The organism is Alphaproteobacteria bacterium (assembly GCA_017308135.1).
Taxonomy (GTDB): Bacteria; Pseudomonadota; Alphaproteobacteria; order CACIAM-22H2; family CACIAM-22H2; genus Tagaea.
Genome location: JAFKFM010000008.1, coordinates 294,179 through 312,263, shown reverse-complemented (window position 1 = coordinate 312,263; position 18,085 = coordinate 294,179). Strand labels below are relative to the sequence as shown.

The 18,085-nt window shown below is 64.9% G+C and carries 13 protein-coding genes and 1 pseudogene; 4 read left to right on the top strand and 10 right to left on the bottom strand.

Features of this window, described 5'->3' with window-relative positions:
- Positions 1 to 8: 8 nt before the first annotated feature.
- Together J0H39_09805 and J0H39_09800 are read left to right on the top strand one after the other, a co-directional pair.
- The gene (locus J0H39_09805; protein MBN9497040.1) at positions 9 to 1,265 is read left to right on the top strand and encodes an EAL domain-containing protein; all 1,257 of its coding nucleotides are present in this window, start codon (positions 9 to 11) and stop codon (positions 1,263 to 1,265) included.
- Entirely contained in the window at positions 1,265 to 2,404 is a 1,140-nt protein-coding gene (locus tag J0H39_09800; GenBank protein MBN9497039.1) for an alanine racemase, read from the top strand. Before J0H39_09805 ends, J0H39_09800 begins: the two co-directional genes overlap by 1 nt.
- On the opposite strand, the gene J0H39_09795 is transcribed toward J0H39_09800, so the two are convergent.
- The 6 genes and pseudogenes from J0H39_09795 to J0H39_09770 form a co-directional block, all read right to left on the bottom strand.
- Positions 2,391 to 3,854, bottom strand: a complete 1,464-nt coding sequence (locus J0H39_09795; GenBank protein MBN9497038.1) for a phosphotransferase family protein — start codon at positions 3,852 to 3,854, stop codon at positions 2,391 to 2,393. The genes J0H39_09800 and J0H39_09795 overlap by 14 nt on opposite strands.
- Positions 3,737 to 4,933, bottom strand: coding sequence for an acyl-CoA dehydrogenase family protein (locus tag J0H39_09790; GenBank protein ID MBN9497037.1), 1,197 nt, complete (start codon positions 4,931 to 4,933; stop codon positions 3,737 to 3,739). Before J0H39_09790 ends, J0H39_09795 begins: the two co-directional genes overlap by 118 nt.
- Before the next feature lie 9 nt (positions 4,934 to 4,942).
- Entirely contained in the window at positions 4,943 to 5,305 is a 363-nt protein-coding gene (locus J0H39_09785; GenBank protein ID MBN9497036.1) for an NIPSNAP family protein, read from the bottom strand.
- Positions 5,288 to 5,587: pseudogene (locus J0H39_09780) on the bottom strand (NIPSNAP family protein). Before J0H39_09780 ends, J0H39_09785 begins: the two are co-directional and overlap by 18 nt.
- Positions 5,588 to 5,603: 16 nt before the next feature.
- On the bottom strand, positions 5,604 to 6,371 hold the full coding sequence (locus J0H39_09775; GenBank protein MBN9497035.1) for an SDR family oxidoreductase: 768 nt from the start codon (positions 6,369 to 6,371) through the stop codon (positions 5,604 to 5,606).
- A complete protein-coding gene (locus J0H39_09770; GenBank protein MBN9497034.1) occupies positions 6,368 to 8,014 on the bottom strand; it encodes an acyl-CoA synthetase in 1,647 nt (548 codons plus the stop codon). Before J0H39_09770 ends, J0H39_09775 begins: the two co-directional genes overlap by 4 nt.
- Before the next feature lie 77 nt (positions 8,015 to 8,091).
- Here J0H39_09770 and J0H39_09765 point away from each other — a divergent pair, with 77 nt between their 5' ends.
- Positions 8,092 to 8,730: a DsbA family oxidoreductase gene (locus J0H39_09765; protein MBN9497033.1), complete on the top strand. Its 639-nt coding sequence runs from the start codon at positions 8,092 to 8,094 to the stop codon at positions 8,728 to 8,730.
- Here the strand turns inward: J0H39_09765 and J0H39_09760 are convergent.
- The 3 genes from J0H39_09760 to J0H39_09750 are packed head-to-tail and all read right to left on the bottom strand — an operon-like array spanning position 8,727 to position 15,040.
- On the bottom strand, positions 8,727 to 11,231 hold the full coding sequence (locus J0H39_09760; protein MBN9497032.1) for an HAD-IC family P-type ATPase: 2,505 nt from the start codon (positions 11,229 to 11,231) through the stop codon (positions 8,727 to 8,729). The genes J0H39_09765 and J0H39_09760 overlap by 4 nt on opposite strands.
- Before the next feature lie 25 nt (positions 11,232 to 11,256).
- On the bottom strand, positions 11,257 to 14,745 hold the full coding sequence (mfd, locus tag J0H39_09755; GenBank protein MBN9497031.1) for a transcription-repair coupling factor: 3,489 nt from the start codon (positions 14,743 to 14,745) through the stop codon (positions 11,257 to 11,259).
- Positions 14,746 to 14,776: 31 nt separating this feature from the next.
- A complete protein-coding gene (locus tag J0H39_09750; protein MBN9497030.1) occupies positions 14,777 to 15,040 on the bottom strand; it encodes a succinate dehydrogenase assembly factor 2 in 264 nt (87 codons plus the stop codon).
- Between the two features lie 72 nt (positions 15,041 to 15,112).
- On the opposite strand from J0H39_09750, the gene recG reads away from it, so the two are divergent.
- Positions 15,113 to 17,209: an ATP-dependent DNA helicase RecG gene (gene recG / locus J0H39_09745; protein ID MBN9497029.1), complete on the top strand. Its 2,097-nt coding sequence runs from the start codon at positions 15,113 to 15,115 to the stop codon at positions 17,207 to 17,209.
- On the opposite strand, the gene J0H39_09740 is transcribed toward recG, so the two are convergent.
- Entirely contained in the window at positions 17,206 to 18,078 is an 873-nt protein-coding gene (locus tag J0H39_09740) for an alpha/beta hydrolase (protein ID MBN9497028.1), read from the bottom strand. The genes recG and J0H39_09740 overlap by 4 nt on opposite strands.
- Between the last annotated feature and the right edge of the window lie 7 nt (positions 18,079 to 18,085).

The window sequence follows — 18,085 nt, the reverse complement described above, 5'->3', positions numbered from 1 at the left end:
AGACGCTGATGGACGCGCCCACCAATCCCAGAACCGACGAAGAGACGCTGATCTCCGACATCGACCGCATCAAGCGGACGGGTAACACCGTTCCGCGCATGGCGGTCGTGCTGTCGATGAAGCGCTCGCAATGGTTCAACCGGCGGCGCGAGAATTTCTACGTCGTGTTCCACGCGATCCGCGAAATGGTCGGCCGCCTCGAAGGCAGCGTCTATCAGCTTTCCAATTTCGACATCGTGTTCATCTTCCGCGTCGACAACCCGAACCAGTTCGAAAGCGTCGTGACGGAGCTCGACGATCTGCTCCGCCGCCACTCGGTCGCCACGGGCCTGCCCGACGAGGAAATCGAAGAGAGCTGCACCTGGTATAATTTCGAAACGCAGTTCAACGATTTCCACGATTACGCGCGCGCGGCGCTGGAGGATTACAAGAGCCAGCAGGACGCACGCACCCGCGCCCTTCAGCGCGCCGGCGCCAACGCCCCGCCGCCGTTGTTCGCGCAAAACTTCCAGGCCTTCACCGCTTCGTCGCTGTCGGCGACGGAGGAGATTTTCGGCCGGTCCGACATCAAATCGTTCCTGCGCAACCAGCCGATCTGCATCGCGCTGACCGGCAACCAGCTGCGCCCGATCTTCCGCGAGTATTATTTCTCCGTGAACGACGTGCGCAACCTGATGCAGCCGCGCCTCAATATGCGCGGCCAGCGCGGCCTGTTGCAGATGCTGTTCCGCACCTTCGATCACCGCCTGCTGCGCGCGTTGCAGGAAGGCTATCTCGGCAAGACGTCGGGCAATATCTCGATCAATCTGACGGTCGAGACGGTGCTGTCCGACAAGTTCCGCGAATTCGATCAACGCATCGGCACGTTCCTCGCGAAGGGCAACATCATCGTCGAACTGCCGCGCTTCGACGTGTTCGCCGATCTCGAAGGCTATAACCGCGCGGTCGACGTGCTGCAGAAGGCCGGGTACCGCACGCTGCTCGACGGCCTCACGCCCGACGTGCTGACCTTCTTCCGTCGCGCCGATCTGCGCGCCGACCTCATCAAGATGGTCTTCATGAAGGACCATGCCGAGGATTGGAAGATGCGCGGGCTCGGCGCCATGCTGGCCGAGGCCGACATCAACCGCGTGATCATGAGCCGCTGCGAAACGCCGCTGGCGTTCGAGCTTGGCCAAGCCGTCGGCATCCGGATGTTCCAAGGCTGGCATATCGACGCGCTGATGCGCGCCCAGGCCCCGGCGGTCGGCGCGCCCCGCCCCTGATGCGGCTCGCCGATCTTCAAACCCCCTGCCTCGTTCTCGATCGCGCGGTTCTGACGCGCAACATCGCGCGCATGAACGCCCGTGCGAAGGAATTGGGCGTGACGCTGCGCCCGCATATGAAGACCGCGAAATCGGCGGAGGTCGCGCGCCGCGTGCACGGCGGCAAAGCGGGACCGATTACCGTCTCGACGCTGGCCGAAGCCGAATATTTCGCCAAGCACGGCTTCACCGACATCGTCTATGCGGTCGGCATCTCGCCCGACAAGCTCGACCGCGCGGCGAAGCTGATGGCGGGCGGCGTCGATCTTAAAATCCTCACCGACGAAGTCGGCGTGGCGCAAGCCATCGCCGAACGCGGCAAGGCGTTGGGCGTCAAGTTCCGCACGTTGATCGAGATCGAAACCGGCGGTGAGCGCGCGGGCGTGCTGCCCGCCTCGCCCGAGCTCGACGCGATCGGTAAGATTTTGGACGATGCCGGGATGCTCGCGGGCGTGCTCGCCCATGCGGGCCATTCCTATGGGGCCGACGGCATTTCCGAGATTCAGGAAATCGCCGAGGATGAGCGCGCCGGCGTGGTCGCGGCGGCCGAGCATTTGCGCGCGCAAGGGCGTAAAGTGGATATCGTCAGCGTCGGGTCGACGCCGACGGCGCTTTACGGCAAGCACCTTGCCGGCGTCACCGAAATGCGGCCCGGCAATTTCGTGTTCTTCGATCTGTTCCAGACCGGGATCGGCAGCTGCGAGATCGGCGACGTCGCCGTCGGCGTGCTGACGACGATCACTTCGCATCGCACCGCGCGCAAACAGATCCTGCTCGACGCCGGCGCCCTCGCCTTGTCGAAGGATACCGGCGCCAACCGGCATATGGATGCGGGCTTCGGATTATTGCGTCCGGCGACCGGCGCCTTGCCGGAAAAGCCGCTCGCGATCCTCGACGTGCATCAGGAGCACGGGATCGCCAGCTATGCGCGCGGGCTCGATCAGGTCGATCCATTCCCTTATGCCGATTATCCTGTCGGCGGGCGCTTGGTCGTACTGCCCAACCATGTCTGCATGACGGCGGCGATGTACGACCGCTATCACGTCGTCGATGGTTCTGACGAAATCGTCGAAGTCTGGAACCGGGTTAACGGCTGGTAGAAACGCCCGGATATTTCGGGTTCGCCAGCGCCGTTCGAACGCGCGCGTTTTCGCGCAAGGCGCCCACCAGCCCCGCATCGTTATCGTGTTTTCCCGAACGGATCGCCGCGACGAGCGCCTTGCCCGCAGCTGGATCGATGCGCGGCGTGGCCGCCTTCTCGAATTCGCGCGCGGCGATCGACAACGCGTTCGCGACCATCAACGAGTCCAGGCGCTTTTCCTCGGGCAACAGCGACAGAAGATTCTTGGTCAGCGTATCGCGTGCGATGCCGAGCAATTCCAGCGCGTCGGCGCGGTCGCCCGGCAAGGACGGCAGATCGAATCCGGGCGCCGCATCGGGTGCGATCTCGTTCAGCAATTCGAATTCGAGCTCGGCGATGCGCCTTCCGGTGAGTGCGAGGTCGAGCGAGGCTTCGCCGCCGCCCACGAAACGATCGCCTTGCTGGAGCGCGATCACCGCCCAGCGCGCATGGGCCATGATTTCCCAATAGCGTAGCGTTTCAGGCGCCACGGTGAGGCCGTAACCCGCCAGAAAATCCTCACGCGCCCCGATGCCGCCCGCCGCGCGATCCCAGCGGCCGAAGCGCCAGCATTTGGCGCAGAACCACCCGAGATCTTCGTCGGGATCGCTCCAACCCGCGAATTCCCAATCGAGAATGCCGGTGAGGCCCTCGTCGTCGGCCATGTAATTGCCGGTGCGATAGTCGCGATGGCACAGCGCGATTGCGCCTTTCGCCGGCGCGTTCAGTTCCAGCCAGCGCAACGCATATTCCAGCGCGGGCCGCGGATCGCGATAGGTATCGAGCCATGCGCGATATTCGCCGATCGCCGCCAACGCGGGCGACGTCTCGAGCTTCTTGAGGAAGGAAAGATCGGCGCGCGGCGGCACGACCTTATGCAGCTTGGCGAGTTCGGCGCCGAGGTCGTGGGCGAGTTTCGCGCGGTCGCCCTGCCATTTGCGATCGTCGGTCAGGATATGGCCAAGCGCCGTGCCTTCCAGGCGCCGCATCACGTAGAACGGCTTGCCGATCACGCCGGCATCTTCGCAAGCCCCCAGCGGTTCGGGCACTTTGACGCCGGCGGCGAACGCGGCTTTCAGGATCGCGTATTCGGCCGCACGGCTATGGCTGACGGCGACACCCGTGGGCGCATCGGTGCGCAGCACGCAGGGGATCACGCCTTCGTATTTGCCGCCGCGCACGCGCGCGTCGAAGGCCCAGTTTTCCTGAATGGCGCCGCCGGAGAGCTTGTGCAGGCGCGCGACCTGCACCTGATTGGCGCCGAGCGCGCCGATCAGCCAGCCTGCCAGGATCGGCGACGCGGTCGCCGGGTTCAGCGCCACGCCCAGAACTCCGTGCCTTCCTTGGCGAGGAATTTGGCGAGCACCATCTTGTGCACTTCGGACGCGCCATCGACCAAGCGTGCTTGGCGCGCGTAGCGATACATCCATTCGAGTTTCACGTCGCGCGAATAGCCCTTGGCGCCGAGCAACTGGATCGCCGTGTCGATCGATTTGTGCAGCACATCGGCGACGGCGACCTTGGCCATCGACACCTCCTTTCGCGCGAAATCGCCTTGGTCGAGTTTCCATGCCGCGCGCATGGTCAGCAAGCGGCCGATTTCGATATTCATCGCCGCCTCGCCCAGCATCCATTGCACGCCTTCATGGTCGATCAGCTTGCTGCCGAAGCTTTTGCGCTGTTCGACATAGGGCAACGCGATTTCCAGCGCGCGGCGCGCCATACCGAGCCAGCGCATGCAATGCGTCAGGCGCGCCGGGCCGAGGCGGATTTGCGTGGCCTTCAACCCGTCGCCCACATCCATCAGGCGGTCGGCATCTGCGATCTCCAGCCCGTCGAACTCGATCTCGCAATGGCCGCCATGTTCCTCCGGCCCCATGATCGGGATGCGTCGCACGATCCGCCAGCCCGGCTGATCGGCGTGGAACAGAAAGGCGGACAGGCCTTTGCGCGCGTCGTTCGACGTGCGCGCGATCAGGATGAAGTGCTTCGCCTGCCCCGCCCCGGTAATGAACCATTTGCGGCCTTTGACGATCCACTTGCCGCGTTTCTTGGTCGCGGTCGTCAGCATCATCGTGGGATCGGAGCCGGAGCCGGGATGCGGCTCGGTCATCACGAAGGACGAGCACACGCGCCCGTCGACGATCGGCAGCAGCCATTTCTTCTTCTGCGCGGCCGTAGCGACCTTGGCCAGCAGCATCATGTTGCCGTCGTCGGGGGCGGCGGAGTTGAAGGTGACGGGCCCGAACAATGCGCGGCCCATCTCCTCGTAGCACACGGCCATCGCGGCCATATTCAAACCGCCGCCGCCCAGTTCCTTGGGCGTTTGCAGCGCCCAAATGCCCGCCTTCTTCGCCTTGGCGCGCAGTTTGGCGAGCGTGTCGAGCCGCACGTTTTCGCCGTCGCCCCAATTGATGTCGTGATCCTCCAGCGGGATTAGCTCCTTCTCGACGAAGGCGCGGATCGCCGCACGGGTTTTCTCGATCTTCGGGGCGAGGGCGAAATCCATGAGCGGACCTTACGGCTTGAAGAACGGCGCGTTGACCAGCAGCGTGTTTTCCATGCGCATCAGCAGCGGCGAGGCTTTGGCGAGGTAAGCCTTCCACGCCGGATCGGCGCCCAGCGCCGCGCGGCGCGCGGCACGGTCGGCCGCATCCTTATAGGCCCACAGATGCAGGATCTGGTTGAGGCCGCCAATGTCGGATTGATAGTAGCCGATGCAATTGCCGAGGATCTTCGACTGCACGGGCCAGCCTTCTTCCTTGTAGAGCTTGAAGAATTCGCCCAGCTTGCCATGCTTGAAGGTGTAGTTGCGGAAATCGACCAAGCCGTAACCGCCCTGCCCGTGCCCTTCGGCCGGCCAAAACGGCACATTCTTCATGATCGTGTTGTTCTGCGCCACGAATGTGCCGGCATTGTCCTTCATCCAGGCCTGCCAAACCGGATCGGCGTAGAGCGCGTCGCGCTTGGCTTGCCGCTCGGCGATATCCTTGTAGCCCCAGAGATGGACGACGGTGTTCACGACGCCGGTTTCGACCATGTAGTAGCCGAGCGGATTGCCGAGATGCTTGGTCTGCGTCGCGAAGGCTTGCGCCGCGTAATCGGCGAAATATTTCGGCACGAGGCCCGGCTGGGCCGTATAGGTGCGGACATCAACGATCATAGTTTCTGCAACTCCCTTAGAGAAACGACAGCGTATGTCCGCCATCGACGACCAGAACCGCGCCCGTCATGTAGCGCCCGGCATCGGCGGCGAGCAACAGCAATGCGCCGTCGAGGTCTTCGGGACGGCCGAAGCGGCCCATTGCCACGCGCTCGACCATTTTGGCGCCGGCTTGCGAGTTGAGATATTCGCGGTTCAGATCGGTTTCGATATAGCCGGGCGCGATCGCGTTGACGCGGATACCGTCCTTCGCCGCGACCAGCGCCAGCGTTTGGGTCAGGCTGATCAGCGCCGCTTTCGCCGCCGAATAGGCGGGGACGCGCGCCGACACGCGCAAGCCCAGGATCGACGCGATATTGACCAGCGACCCGCCATGGCCATGCTTGCGGAATGCGGCGAGGGCCGCGCGCGCCACCAGATTGGCGCCATCGAGATTGGTGGCGAGGGTTTCGCGCCACGCCGGATCGTCGATCGCGGTCGCGTTCTCTTTCCGCGCGATCCCGGCATTGTTGACCACAACGCCAAGCGCGCCGAGTTCGGTCTCCGCTTCGTCGAAGGCGCGGGTCACGCTTTGCGCATCGGTCACATCCATCGCGACGGGCAAAGCCCGGCCCCCGGCGGCAGCGATCTCGGCCGCGAGCGCTTCAAGCCGATCGACGCGCCGCGCGGCGATGGCGACTTTGGCACCAGATTTCGCGAGCGTCTTGGCCATATGGGCGCCCAGCCCCGACGAAGCGCCGGTGACGAGCGCGACCTTACCGGTCAAATCGAAGATCGCGCTCACTTGATGTCCTTCGCACGCTCGCGCAGCGTGAATTTCTGGATCTTGCCGGTCGAGGTTTTCGGCAGCGGGCCAAACACCACGAATCTTGGCACTTTGTAGCCCGCGATCCGCCCGCGCAGCCAATCGGAAATTTCCTTGGCCGCGACCGGCGAAACGCCCGGCTTCAGCGTCACGAAGGCGCAGGGCGTTTCGCCCCATTTCGCGTCGGGTTTGGCGACGACCGCCGCTTCCATGATCGCGGGATGTTTGTAGAGCGCTTCTTCGACTTCGAGCGAGGAGATGTTCTCGCCGCCGGAAATGATGATGTCTTTCGATCGGTCTTTGACCTCGACATAGCCGTCGGGGTGACGCACGGCGAGATCGCCGGTCCAAAACCAGCCGCCGCGAAACGCCTTGCGCGTGGCTTTCGGATTTTTGAGATAGCCCTTCATGATCGTGTTGCCGCGCAGGCAAATCTCACCCAGCGTCTTGCCGTCGCTGGGCACTTCCTCGCCCGTATCGGCGTCGCGCAAGGTCAGGTCGTCGGCCGTGATGTAGCGAACACCCTGGCGTGAGATCAGGCGTGCGCGCTGATCGAGCGGCAGTTCCGCCCAGCCGCTCTGCCATTCGCAGATCGTCGCGGGGCCGTAGCTTTCGGTGAGGCCGTAAAGATGCGTCACGCGAAAGCCGAGTTCCTCCATGCTTGCGATGATCGCCGAGGGCGGGGCGGCACCGCCCGTGGCGACCTCCACGCGATGGGGCAGTTTGCGCTTCACGTCGGCCGGCGCATGGGCGAGCAGATTGAGCACGATCGGCGCGCCGCACATATGCGTGACCTTGTGGGTCGCGATCGCCGAGAAAATCAACGCCGGATCGACGCGCCGCAGGCAGATATGCGTCGAACCCAGCGCGGTCGCGGCCCAGGTGTAGCTCCAACCCGAGCAATGGAACATCGGCAGCGTCCACAGATACACGCTTTCCGGCCGCAGCCCGAAGGCGAGCGCGTTGCCCAGCGCGTTCAGATACGCGCCGCGATGGTGATAGACGACACCCTTCGGATCGCCCGTCGTGCCGGACGTATAAAGCAGGCAGATCGCCTGCCACTCGTCCTCCGGCCAGCGACCGGGATAATCGGGCTCGCCTTGGGTCAGGAAATCCTCGTACTCGACGGCGCCGAGTTTCGCCCCCGCCCCGTCATATTCGGGATCGTCGATATCGATCACCAAAGGCTTGGCCTTGCACTGGCGCAAAGCCGCGTCGGCCGTGGCGGAAAACTCGCGGTCGACCAGCAGCACCTTGGCGTTCGCGTGATCGAGGATGAAGGCGATCGTCGCGGCGTCGAGGCGATAGTTCAGCGGATTGAGGATCGCGCCCGCCAAAGGGACGGCGTAATGCGCTTCCAGCATCGCCGGAATATTCGGCGCCAAAATCGCGACGGTGTCGCCCTTTTTTACACCGCGCTTGACCAATGCGGACGCGAAGCGGCGCACGCGCGCGGCCATCGCCGCATAGGTGATCGTCGTGCGGCCGTGGATCGCCGCCGCCTTCTTCGGATAGGTTGCGGCGGTACGGAACAGGAAGGTCAGCGGCGTCAATTGGGCGTAGTTCGCCCGTGTTTTGCCGAGGTCGAGCTCGTACGGATCGGGCTTGGTTTTCGCGGCCACGGGCGGTCTCCCTGTCGATATCGATTGTCGGGCCCGTCCCCCTCGCCCGTCAACCGCGAGGGTGCTAAGTTCTTCTCATGATCCGCATCGATATCGTTTCAGACGTCGTCTGTCCCTGGTGTTTCGTCGGCAAGCGCCGGTTGGAACGTGCGCTGGCCGCCGAAGCGCCCGGCGAAATCATCGTCGGCTGGCGGCCCTACCAGCTCAATCCCGATCTGCCGCCCGAGGGCATGGATCGGCGCGAGTATATGCGCGCCAAATTCGGCGAGGAACGGATCGCCGAAATCCACAAGCGCCTGACCGCGATCGGGCTGGAGGAAGGCATTCCCTTCGATTTCGACGCGATCAAGCGTTCGCCCAACACGCTGAAGGCGCATCGCCTGATCAAGCATGCCGAAGCGAAGGGGCTTCAGGACCAATTGGTCGAGGCGCTTTTCACCGGCTATTTCATGCGCGGGCAGGATGTCGGCGACACGGCCACCCTCGCCGCCATCGCCGGCGCGCTCGGCATGGATCCGACGGGGACGGCCGCCTATCTCGACGGCACGGAAGACGAGGCCGAAACGCTGGAAGCGATCGACTTCGCCCGCCAGATCGGCGTGCAGGGCGTGCCCTGCTTCATCGTGGAACGTAAATACGCCGTCTCCGGCGCGCAACCGCCCGAGGCTTTCGCCGAAGTCTTCGCGCGCGTACGGGCCGAACGCGAAACCGCCTAACGTTTCCGCAACGCGCGGCGCAGCAATTTGTCGGCCTCGGCGAGGAAGAACAACGCGGCGGCGGCTCCCGCGCAGACCGCCATCGCGCGCGCATCCAGTGCCGCCGACCCGAAAATCGTGTGGAACGGCGCCGCGTAGGTGAACGCCATTTGCGCGCCGAAGCAGATCGCGACACCGATCCAGACCGCTGCGGTGCCTTTCAAGCCTTCGATCGTCAGCGCCGGCCCGTGGGCGTAACGCACCGAGAACAGATAGCCGATCTGCATGAAGACGATCGTGTTGACCGCGACCGTGCGCGCCATGGCCGCGTCGTAACCCGCCCCCAGCGCCCATGCGTGAACCGCGAAAGTGCCGAGCGCCATCGCCAACGATATGGAAACGATGCGCCACACCAACTCGCCGCCGATCAAACTTTCCTTCGGGTCGCGCGGCGGCCGGCGCATCGCGTCCGGCTCGCCGGGTTCGAAGGCCAGGGCCAAACCCAGCGCGCCTTCGGTCACCAGATTGACCCACAAGATCTGTACGGGCGTGATCGGCAGGGCCACGCCGAACAAAACGGCCAGCGCCACCAGCAGCGCTTCGCCGCCATTCGTCGGCATCATCCACACGACGACCTTGCGGATATTGTCGTAGACCGTGCGGCCTTCACGCACCGCCGCGACGATGGTGGAGAAATCGTCGTCGGCGAGGACGATTCCCGCCGCTTCCTTTGCGGCATGCGTACCTTTGCGCCCCATCGCGACGCCGATATCCGCGCGTTTCAAGGCCGGCGCGTCGTTCACGCCGTCGCCGGTCATCGCCACGACCTTGCCTTGCGCTTGCAGCGCATCGACCAAGCGCAGCTTGTCCTCCGGGCTCGCGCGCGCGAACACGGCGCAATCGTTCGCGACTTGGGCGAGCTTCGTCGCATCGAGCCCGGCAAGGTCGCGGCCCTCGGCCGCCCTTGTGTCGTCCGCAAGTTTCAACTCGCGTGCGATGGCGGAAGCGGTGCGCGCGTGATCGCCGGTGATCATCTTGATCTGAATGCCGGCGGAACGGCACGCCGCGACCGCCTCCTTCGCCGCGTCGCGCGGCGGATCAACGAAGCCGACGAGCCCCAGGAAGCGCGCTGCCGCGTCATCCGATCCTTGCGTTGCGAATCCCAATACGCGCCTTCCTTCGTCGGCCTGCGCGTCGATGATCTTGCGCCAATGGTCGATATCCGTCCCGGGGCACATGGCGAGAACGGCTTCGGGTGCCCCCTTTATCCACGCCGTGCCGTCGGCTTGGCGTGTAAGCATGTAGCGATGGGCCGCGTCGAACGGGACCTCGTCGATGCGGCGATGCGCCGTGCGGGTCGCGCGGGGATCGAGCCCCTCTTTTTGCGCCCAATGGAGCAAAGCGCCCTCCATCGGGTCGCCGGCGATCTTGCCGTCCTTCACTTCCGCGTCGTTGCACAACACGGCCGCCATCGCGATGCCCGCCCGGTCGCCGACCGCGTCGGCGACGTGCATCTCGTTACGCGTCAACGTGCCGGTCTTGTCGGTGCAGATGACGCCGACGGACCCCAAGGTCTCGACGACCGGCAAGCGGCGCACGATCGCGTTACGCTTGGCCATCCGGCGGACGCCGATCGCGAGGACGATGGTCAGAACCGCCGGGAGTCCTTCGGGGATCGCCGCGACGGCCAGCCCGACGACGGCGAGAAAGGTTTCGTCCAGCTTCGCGCCGTGGCCGAAGGTGCCGATGGCGAAAACGATCGCGGCGCATCCCAAAATCAAGATCGTGATCTGGCGGCCGAACGCGTCCATGCGTTTGACCAAGGGCGACGGCGTGTCGTCGACATCGCTGACCAGACGGCCGATCTTGCCGAGTTCGCTCGAAGCGCCCGTCGCGACAGCCACACCCGTCCCGGTTCCCGCCGCGACGAGGGTGCCCGCGTAAGCCATCGATGCGCGCTCGGCCAGCGGCGTTTCGCGCGCGACTGGATCGGCCGATTTCACGACCGGCACGGATTCGCCGGTCAGCGCGGCCTCTTCGATCGTCAATCGGCTGGCACGCAGCAGACGCAGATCGGCGGGCACGTGATCGCCCGCTTCAAGCAGCACGATGTCGCCGGGCACGACATCGCGCACGGGCACCGATACGCGTTTGCCGTCGCGCAGGACATTGGCGCCGGGGGCGGCCATCGCGCGGATCGCGGCCAGCGCATCCTCCGCCTTGCCTTCCTGCACGAAGCCGACGATCGCGTTGACGAGGACCACGACGAGAATGACGCCCGCGTCGATGAAATGCCCCAGTGCCAGCACGATCGCGCCGCTCGCCAGCAGCACGTAGATCAGCACGTTGTGGAATTGCCGGAGGAGGCGCGTCGCGGCGCCCGGCCGTTCGCGTTCGATCAACGCGTTATGTCCGTATTTCGCGAGGCGCGCTTGGACGGCCTGCGCCGTCAACCCTTCGGCGCGCGCGTCCAGCGTTTCGAGGACCTTATCTGCAGGCTCCGCGTGGAATTCGACGGCCATCCGCGTAGAGTACGCGTTATGGGTCCTAGGCCGCCAGCTTGGCGAGTTCGCCCAGGAATTTGCGCATGCCTTTCAGTCGCTCCGCGCCCGTATCCCAGGCGCGCATATAGACGAGCTTGTGATCGGGGCGCAGCTTCACGAGCTGCGGTTGCTTCATCATCAGATCGACAAGCTTCTCCGGCCGCGCGAATTTGTTGCGCCGGAAGCCGAGCACCGCACCCTTGGGCCCCGCATCGACCTTGTCGACGCCCGCCGCCCGGCACAGGCGCTTGAGCTCGATAATGTCGAGCAGGTTGCGCACCTCGTCGGGCATCGGGCCGAAGCGATCGACGAGTTCGGCGGCGAAAGCGTCGATCTCGCTGCGCTCGGCCAGCGTCGCCACGCGGCGATAAAGGCCGAGGCGCACGGTCAGATCCTGCACGTAAGTCTCCGGGATCAGCACCGGCATGCCCATGCCGATCTGCGGCGACCATTCGTCCGGCGCACCGTCCTCGCCCTTCGCCCCGCGCGACTTCGCCTGGCGTACGGCTTCTTCCAGAAGCTGCTGATAGAGTTCGACGCCGACTTCCTTGATATGGCCCGATTGTTCCTCGCCCAGCAGATTGCCGGCCCCGCGAATATCGAGATCGTAGGAGGCGAGCTGGAAGCCTGCGCCCAGACTGTCGAGCGTCTGCATGACTTCGAGCCGCTTTTGCGCGGCTTGGGTCAGCACGCGATCGCCGGGCACGGTGAAATACGCGTAAGCGCGCAGCTTCGACCGGCCGACGCGCCCGCGCAGCTGATAGAGTTGGGCGAGGCCGAACATGTCGGCGCGATGCAGGATGATCGTGTTCGCGCTCGGGATGTCGAGACCGCTTTCGACGATGTTGGTCGATAGCAAAATATCGTAGGTGCCGTCGACGAAGGCCGACATCGTGTTTTCGATCGTCGTGGGCGGCAATTGGCCGTGCGCGATTGCGACTTTGCACTCGGGCACGAGGGTTTCAAGCCGTTCGCGGACCGCGCCCAAATCCTCGATGCGCGGCACGACGTAGAAAACCTGCCCGCCGCGGAACTTCTCGCGCAGGATGGCTTCGCGGATCACCACGGGATCGAAAGGCAGCACGAAGCTGCGCACCGCCAAGCGATCGACCGGCGGCGAAGCGATCAGCGACAAATCGCGCACGCCGGTCAGCGCCATTTGCAGCGTGCGCGGGATCGGCGTTGCGGTCAGTGTGAGCACATGCACGTCGGAGCGCATTTCCTTGAGGCGCTCCTTCTGCGCCACGCCGAAATGCTGTTCCTCGTCGACGATCACGAGGCCGAGATGGCGGAACTTGACGCCCTTCGCCAGCAGCGCGGTCGTGCCGACGACGATCTCGACCGCACCCGATTCAGCGTCGGCGCGCGCTTGCGCTTGATCCTTGGCCGAGACGAGACGCGACATCTGCGCGATGCGGATCGGGAAGCCTTCGAAACGGCGCGTGAAATTGCGGAAATGCTGGCGGGCCAGCAGCGTGGTCGGCACGACGACCGCGACTTGGACGCCCGACATCGCCGCGACGAAGGCCGCGCGCAAGGCGACTTCGGTTTTGCCGAAGCCGACGTCGCCGCACACGAGCCGATCCATCGGCTTGCCCGCCGCCAGATCTTCGATCGAATCCGAGATGGCGCGCGCTTGATCCTCGGTTTCCTGAAAGGGAAACCGCGCGCAAAACTCGTCGAACAGACCTTCGGGGACCGTGAAGCGTTCGGCTTCGCGCATCTGGCGTTCGGCGGCGAGCTTGATCAGATGGTTCGCGATATCCGCGATCCGCTTCTTGACCTTCGACTTGCGCGCCTGCCACCCCGCCCCGCCGAGCTTGTCGAGCATCGCGCCGGCGTCTTCGGAGCCGTAGCGCGTCAGCGTGTCGATATTCTCGACGGGAACGAACAGCTTGTCGTTGTCGGCGTAGAGAATGCGCAGGCAATCATGCGGCGCGTTCGCGACCTCGATGGTCACGAGGCCGTTATAGCGCCCGATACCGTGATCGACATGCACGACCAGATCGCCTTCGGCGAGCGCCGAGGCTTCGGTCAGGAAATTCTCGGGCCGACGGCGCTTGCGCGCCGCGCGCACCAAACGATCGCCAAGGATATCCTGCTCGGTGATCGCGGCGACGGTCGCTGTCTGGAAGCCGTTCTCCAGCCCGAACACGGTCGTCGCGACGACCTGTTGGGGCAGTTTCTCGACCTCGCCCCAATTCTTCACCACGGCCGTCTCGGTCAGGCCGTGTTCGTGCATCAAATGCGCGAGCCGTTCGCGCGACCCGGCCGAATAGGCGCAGACCAGCACGCGCTTGCCGGCGGCGCGCTCGGCGGCGACGCGCGCGCGCACCGCGTCGAACAGATTGGTGTCGGCGGCTTTGGCGCGATCGGCGGAGAAATCGACGCCGATTTTGCCGCCGGCATCCAGGCCCTTGGCGCCCGGCGCTTTCGCGAAGGGCGACATGGCGACGGTCGCGCGCGCGGCCAGAACGGCGTGGAATTCTTTCGGCGCCAGATAAAGCGCGTTCGGCGGCAGCGGGTTATAGGCCGACGCGCTCTCGCCGAAGCGATCGGCGTTTTTGCCTTTCGAGAAGGCTTCGCGGGCCAAGGCGCGCGCGTCGTGGAATTCCTGGATCTGTTCGAAGCGCGACGCGGCGGCTTCGTCGGCCTGCGGGTCGAGCGAGACGACCGCGTTTGGCAGATAATCGAACAGCGTTTCCAGCTTTTCGTGGAACAGCGGCAGCCAATGTTCGAAGCCGCCGTAACGCTGGCCCGCCGAAACCGATTCATACAGCGCATCGGCCGGCGACGGGGCGCCGAAATTGTCGCGATAGCCGGTGCGGAAACGCTCGATCGACGCTTGGTCGAGCAGCACTTCGCTGACCGGTTTCAGCGCGAAACCGTCCAGCCGCCCGGTGCTCTTCTGCGTCATCGGATCGAAGCGGCGGATCGCTTCCAGCGTGTCGCCGAACAGATCGAGGCGCACGGGCTCGGCCAAGCCCGGCGGGAACAGATCGACGATGCCGCCGCGCAGCGCGTATTCGCCGGGCTCGCGCACCGTTTCGGCCTTGCGGTAGCCGTCGCGCACCAGGAAGGCGAGCAACGCGTCGAGGCGCAACTTGCCGCCGGTCTCGGCGCGGAACATCGCGCGGGCGAATTGCGCCTTGGCGGGCACGCGCTGGGTGATCGCGTTGACGGTCGTCAGAACGATCCGCCGCCCCTTACCCGCATCCGGCGGCTGGGCGAGATCGACCAGCGCATCCAATCGCCGGCTGACGACTTCGCTGTTCGGCGAGACGCGGTCGTACGGCAAGCAATCCCAGGCCGGGAACGAGATCACCGTCGCCGGGGCCTGGAAGAACCGCAAACCTTCCAGCAATTGCGACACGCGCGAATCGTCGCGCGCGATATGCAGCACGTCGTTGCCCTGGCGCGCCAAAGCGGCCAAGGCAGCGGCGTCCACGCCCGGGGGCGCCCCCAGCAGGTCGAGGCGCTTGCCGCTGGCCAGTTCGTTGGTAAATGAAAGTAAAAGCAAAGTTTTACGGCACGAGTTTAAAGTTACGGAGCAGCATCAGAACATCGGTATCGAATTCGCGCGGCGGTTCCTCGCGGCCCAAGGCCCAATCCAAGATGACCGGGTCGCCCGCTTCCAGCAGGGCTTCGTAGCGGTCCAGTTGTCCTTCGTCGAAGCCCGGCAAATGGGCCTTGGCAAAGGCGCCGAGCAACAGGTCCGTCTCCTTCATGCCCGTGTAAAGGCTGCGATGGATCAGACGCTTACGGCGGATTTCGATCGCTTCGGGCATGTTCGCGGCTCGGCCGGAATCGGGGCATGGGTATAGCGCCTGCCGGGGCTTCCTGTCACCCTGCCCGCCATTATGCGTCCGTCGATTCTTTTTCCGCTTTTCGCCGACATCAAAACCCTGCCAGGGCTGGGGCCGAAAATCGCCGCTTTGGTCGAGCGCGCGGCCGGGCCACATATCGTCGATCTGCTGTGGCATTTGCCGACCGGCTTGGTCGATCGCCGCTTCTCGCCCGCCATTGCCGACGCGCCCGAAGGCGCCGTCGTCACCTTGCGCGTGCGCGTGGCCGAGCATTTTCCGTCGCGCCGCCGGGGCATGCCCTACAAGGTCCGCTGCGAGGATGCGAGCGGCGAGATCGAGCTGGTCTATTTCCACGCCAAGGGCGATTACCTCGAAAAGCTGCTGCCCGTCGGCGCCGATCGGGTCGTCAGCGGCAAGATCGAGCGTTATCGCGACGGCGTGCAAATGCCGCATCCCGATCATGTCGCGCCGCCCGAGCAGTTCGAAGCGATCGCGACGGTCGAGCCGACCTATGGACTGACGGCGGGCCTATCGCCCAAAGTGCTCGTCAAGGCGATCAAAGCGGCAATCGCCAAGGCGCCGGAATTGCCCGAATGGGCGGACAAGAACCTCGTGGCGCAGCGCGGCTGGCCATCCTGGCGCGCGGCGCTAACGCAGGCCCATGCGCCCAAGGAAAATTCCGATACGCAGCCCGGCACGGTCGTGCGTAGCCGTTTGGCCTATGACGAATTGTTCGCCAACCAGCTTGCCCTGGCGCTGGTGCGCGCGCGCGACAAACGCCGGCCGGGGCGCAGCGTCAAAGGCGATGGGCGCTTGCGCGAGAAGGTGCTTGCCGCCCTGCCCTTCAAATTGACCGGCAGCCAGACGGTCGCGCTCGCCGAAATCCTCGGCGATATGGGCGCCCCCGGCCGCATGCAGCGTTTGCTGCAAGGCGATGTCGGCAGCGGCAAAACCGTCGTCGCGTTTCTGGCGATGCTGACGGCGATCGAAGCGGGCTACCAAGCCGCGCTAATGGCGCCGACCGAAATCCTCGCCCGCCAGCATTACGAAACGATCCTGCCGCTGGCCGAGGCCGCCGGGATCGAGGTCGCGGTGCTCACAGGCCGCGACAAGGGCAAGGTCAAGCAAGCCACACTCGAACGCCTCGCCGCCGGCGAGATTTCCGTTGTCGTCGGCACGCATGCGCTGTTCGAGGACGACGTGGCCTTCGACAATCTCGGCCTCGCGGTCATCGACGAACAACATCGCTTCGGCGTGCATCAGCGCGTCGCCTTCGCCGCCAAGGGTGCTTCGGAAGAAGGCGGCGTCGACACGCTGATCATGACCGCCACGCCGATCCCGCGCACGCTGGTCATGTGCGCCTATGGCGACATGGATGTTTCCAAACTCACCGAGAAGCCGCCGGGCCGCAAACCGGTGAAGACCGTCGCCTTGCCGTTGGAACGCATGGACGAAGTCGTCGAGCGCGTGCGCGCCCTGATCGACAAGGGCGCGCGCGTCTATTGGGTCTGTCCGCTGGTCGATGAGTCGGAGGTTGTGGACCTCGCCGCCGCGACCGAACGCCACGCCGATTTGACCGCGCGTTTCGGCGAAAGCCGCGTTCACCTTATCTACGGCAAACTGAAGCCCACGCAGAAAGACGCGGCGATGGAAGCCTTCGTCAACGGCCCGCCCGGCGTGCTGGTGGCGACGACGGTGATCGAAGTCGGCGTCAACGTGCCCTCGGCGACCGTGATGGTGATCGAACACGCCGAACGTTTCGGCCTCGCGCAATTGCATCAGCTGCGCGGGCGCGTCGGCCGCGGCGCCGCGGAATCCTCCTGTGTGCTGCTCTACGGCCAGCCTTTGGGGCAGACCGCGAAGTCGCGGCTCGAAATCCTGCGCGAAACCGAAGACGGATTCCGCATCGCCGAGGAGGATTTGCGTTTGCGCGGGGCCGGCGAAGTGCTCGGCACTAAGCAATCGGGCCTGCCGCAATTCCGCCTGGCCGATTTGGCGGCGCACGCCGATCTGCTGGAGATCGCGCGCGACGATGCGCGGGTGTTGCTCGAAACCGACCCCACACTCGACAGCCCGCGCGGCAAGGCGGTGCGCACGCTGCTTTATCTGTTCGAGCGTGACGCCGCCTTCAAACTGGCGCGCACCGGTTAGAAGAAATCGAGCAGCGCTTCGATCGTTTCGAGCGGCGCTTCTTCCGCCAGGAAATGCCCGCATGGAAACTGCCGGCCGCGCACATCGTCGGCCCATTGCTGCCAAATTTCGATCTGGCCGCCTTTGTCGGTCGCAAGCCCCTTCCCGCCCCACAAGGCGAGCAAAGGCGCCGCGATCTTGCGCGTGCCGAAATCGGCGCGGTCGTGTTCGACGTCGGTCGTCGCCCCGGCGCGATAATCGGCGCACGCTGCCGCGATCGCGCCCGGCGCGCGGAACGCGTCTTTGTACGCCTGCATAGGGTCGTCGCCGATCGCGCCGAAATCCTTCACCCAGGATCGGACCGTGTACTCGAGATAGGCGTCGGGATCGGCGGCGATCATGCGTTCCGGCAGACCGCCGGCCTGCGCCAGGAAATACCAATGATAGGTGCGCAAGCCGATCGCCATATCGGCCATTCGATTCCAATTGGAAAGCGTGGGCACGATGTCGAGCGTCGCGATCTTCGTCACCAGTTCCGGATGGTCGAGCGCCAAACGATAGGCCACACGTCCGCCGCGATCATGCCCCGCGACCGCAAATGTCTCGAAGCCGAGTGCGGCCATCAACCCGACCATGTCGGCCGCCATCGCGCGCTTGGAATAGAGCAGATTTTCGGGATCGGGCTCAGGCTTCGACGACGCGCCATAGCCGCGCGAATCGGGGCAGATCACCGTGAAGCGCTGGGCGAGCGACGGCGCCACTTTGTGCCACATCAGATGCGTCTGCGGATAGCCGTGCAGCAGCAGCAAAGGTGGGCCTTCGCCGCCGATGCGCCGGAAAATCTCGACATCGCCAACGCGGGTGACGCCCGCTTCGAACCCTTCGAACATAGCGGAG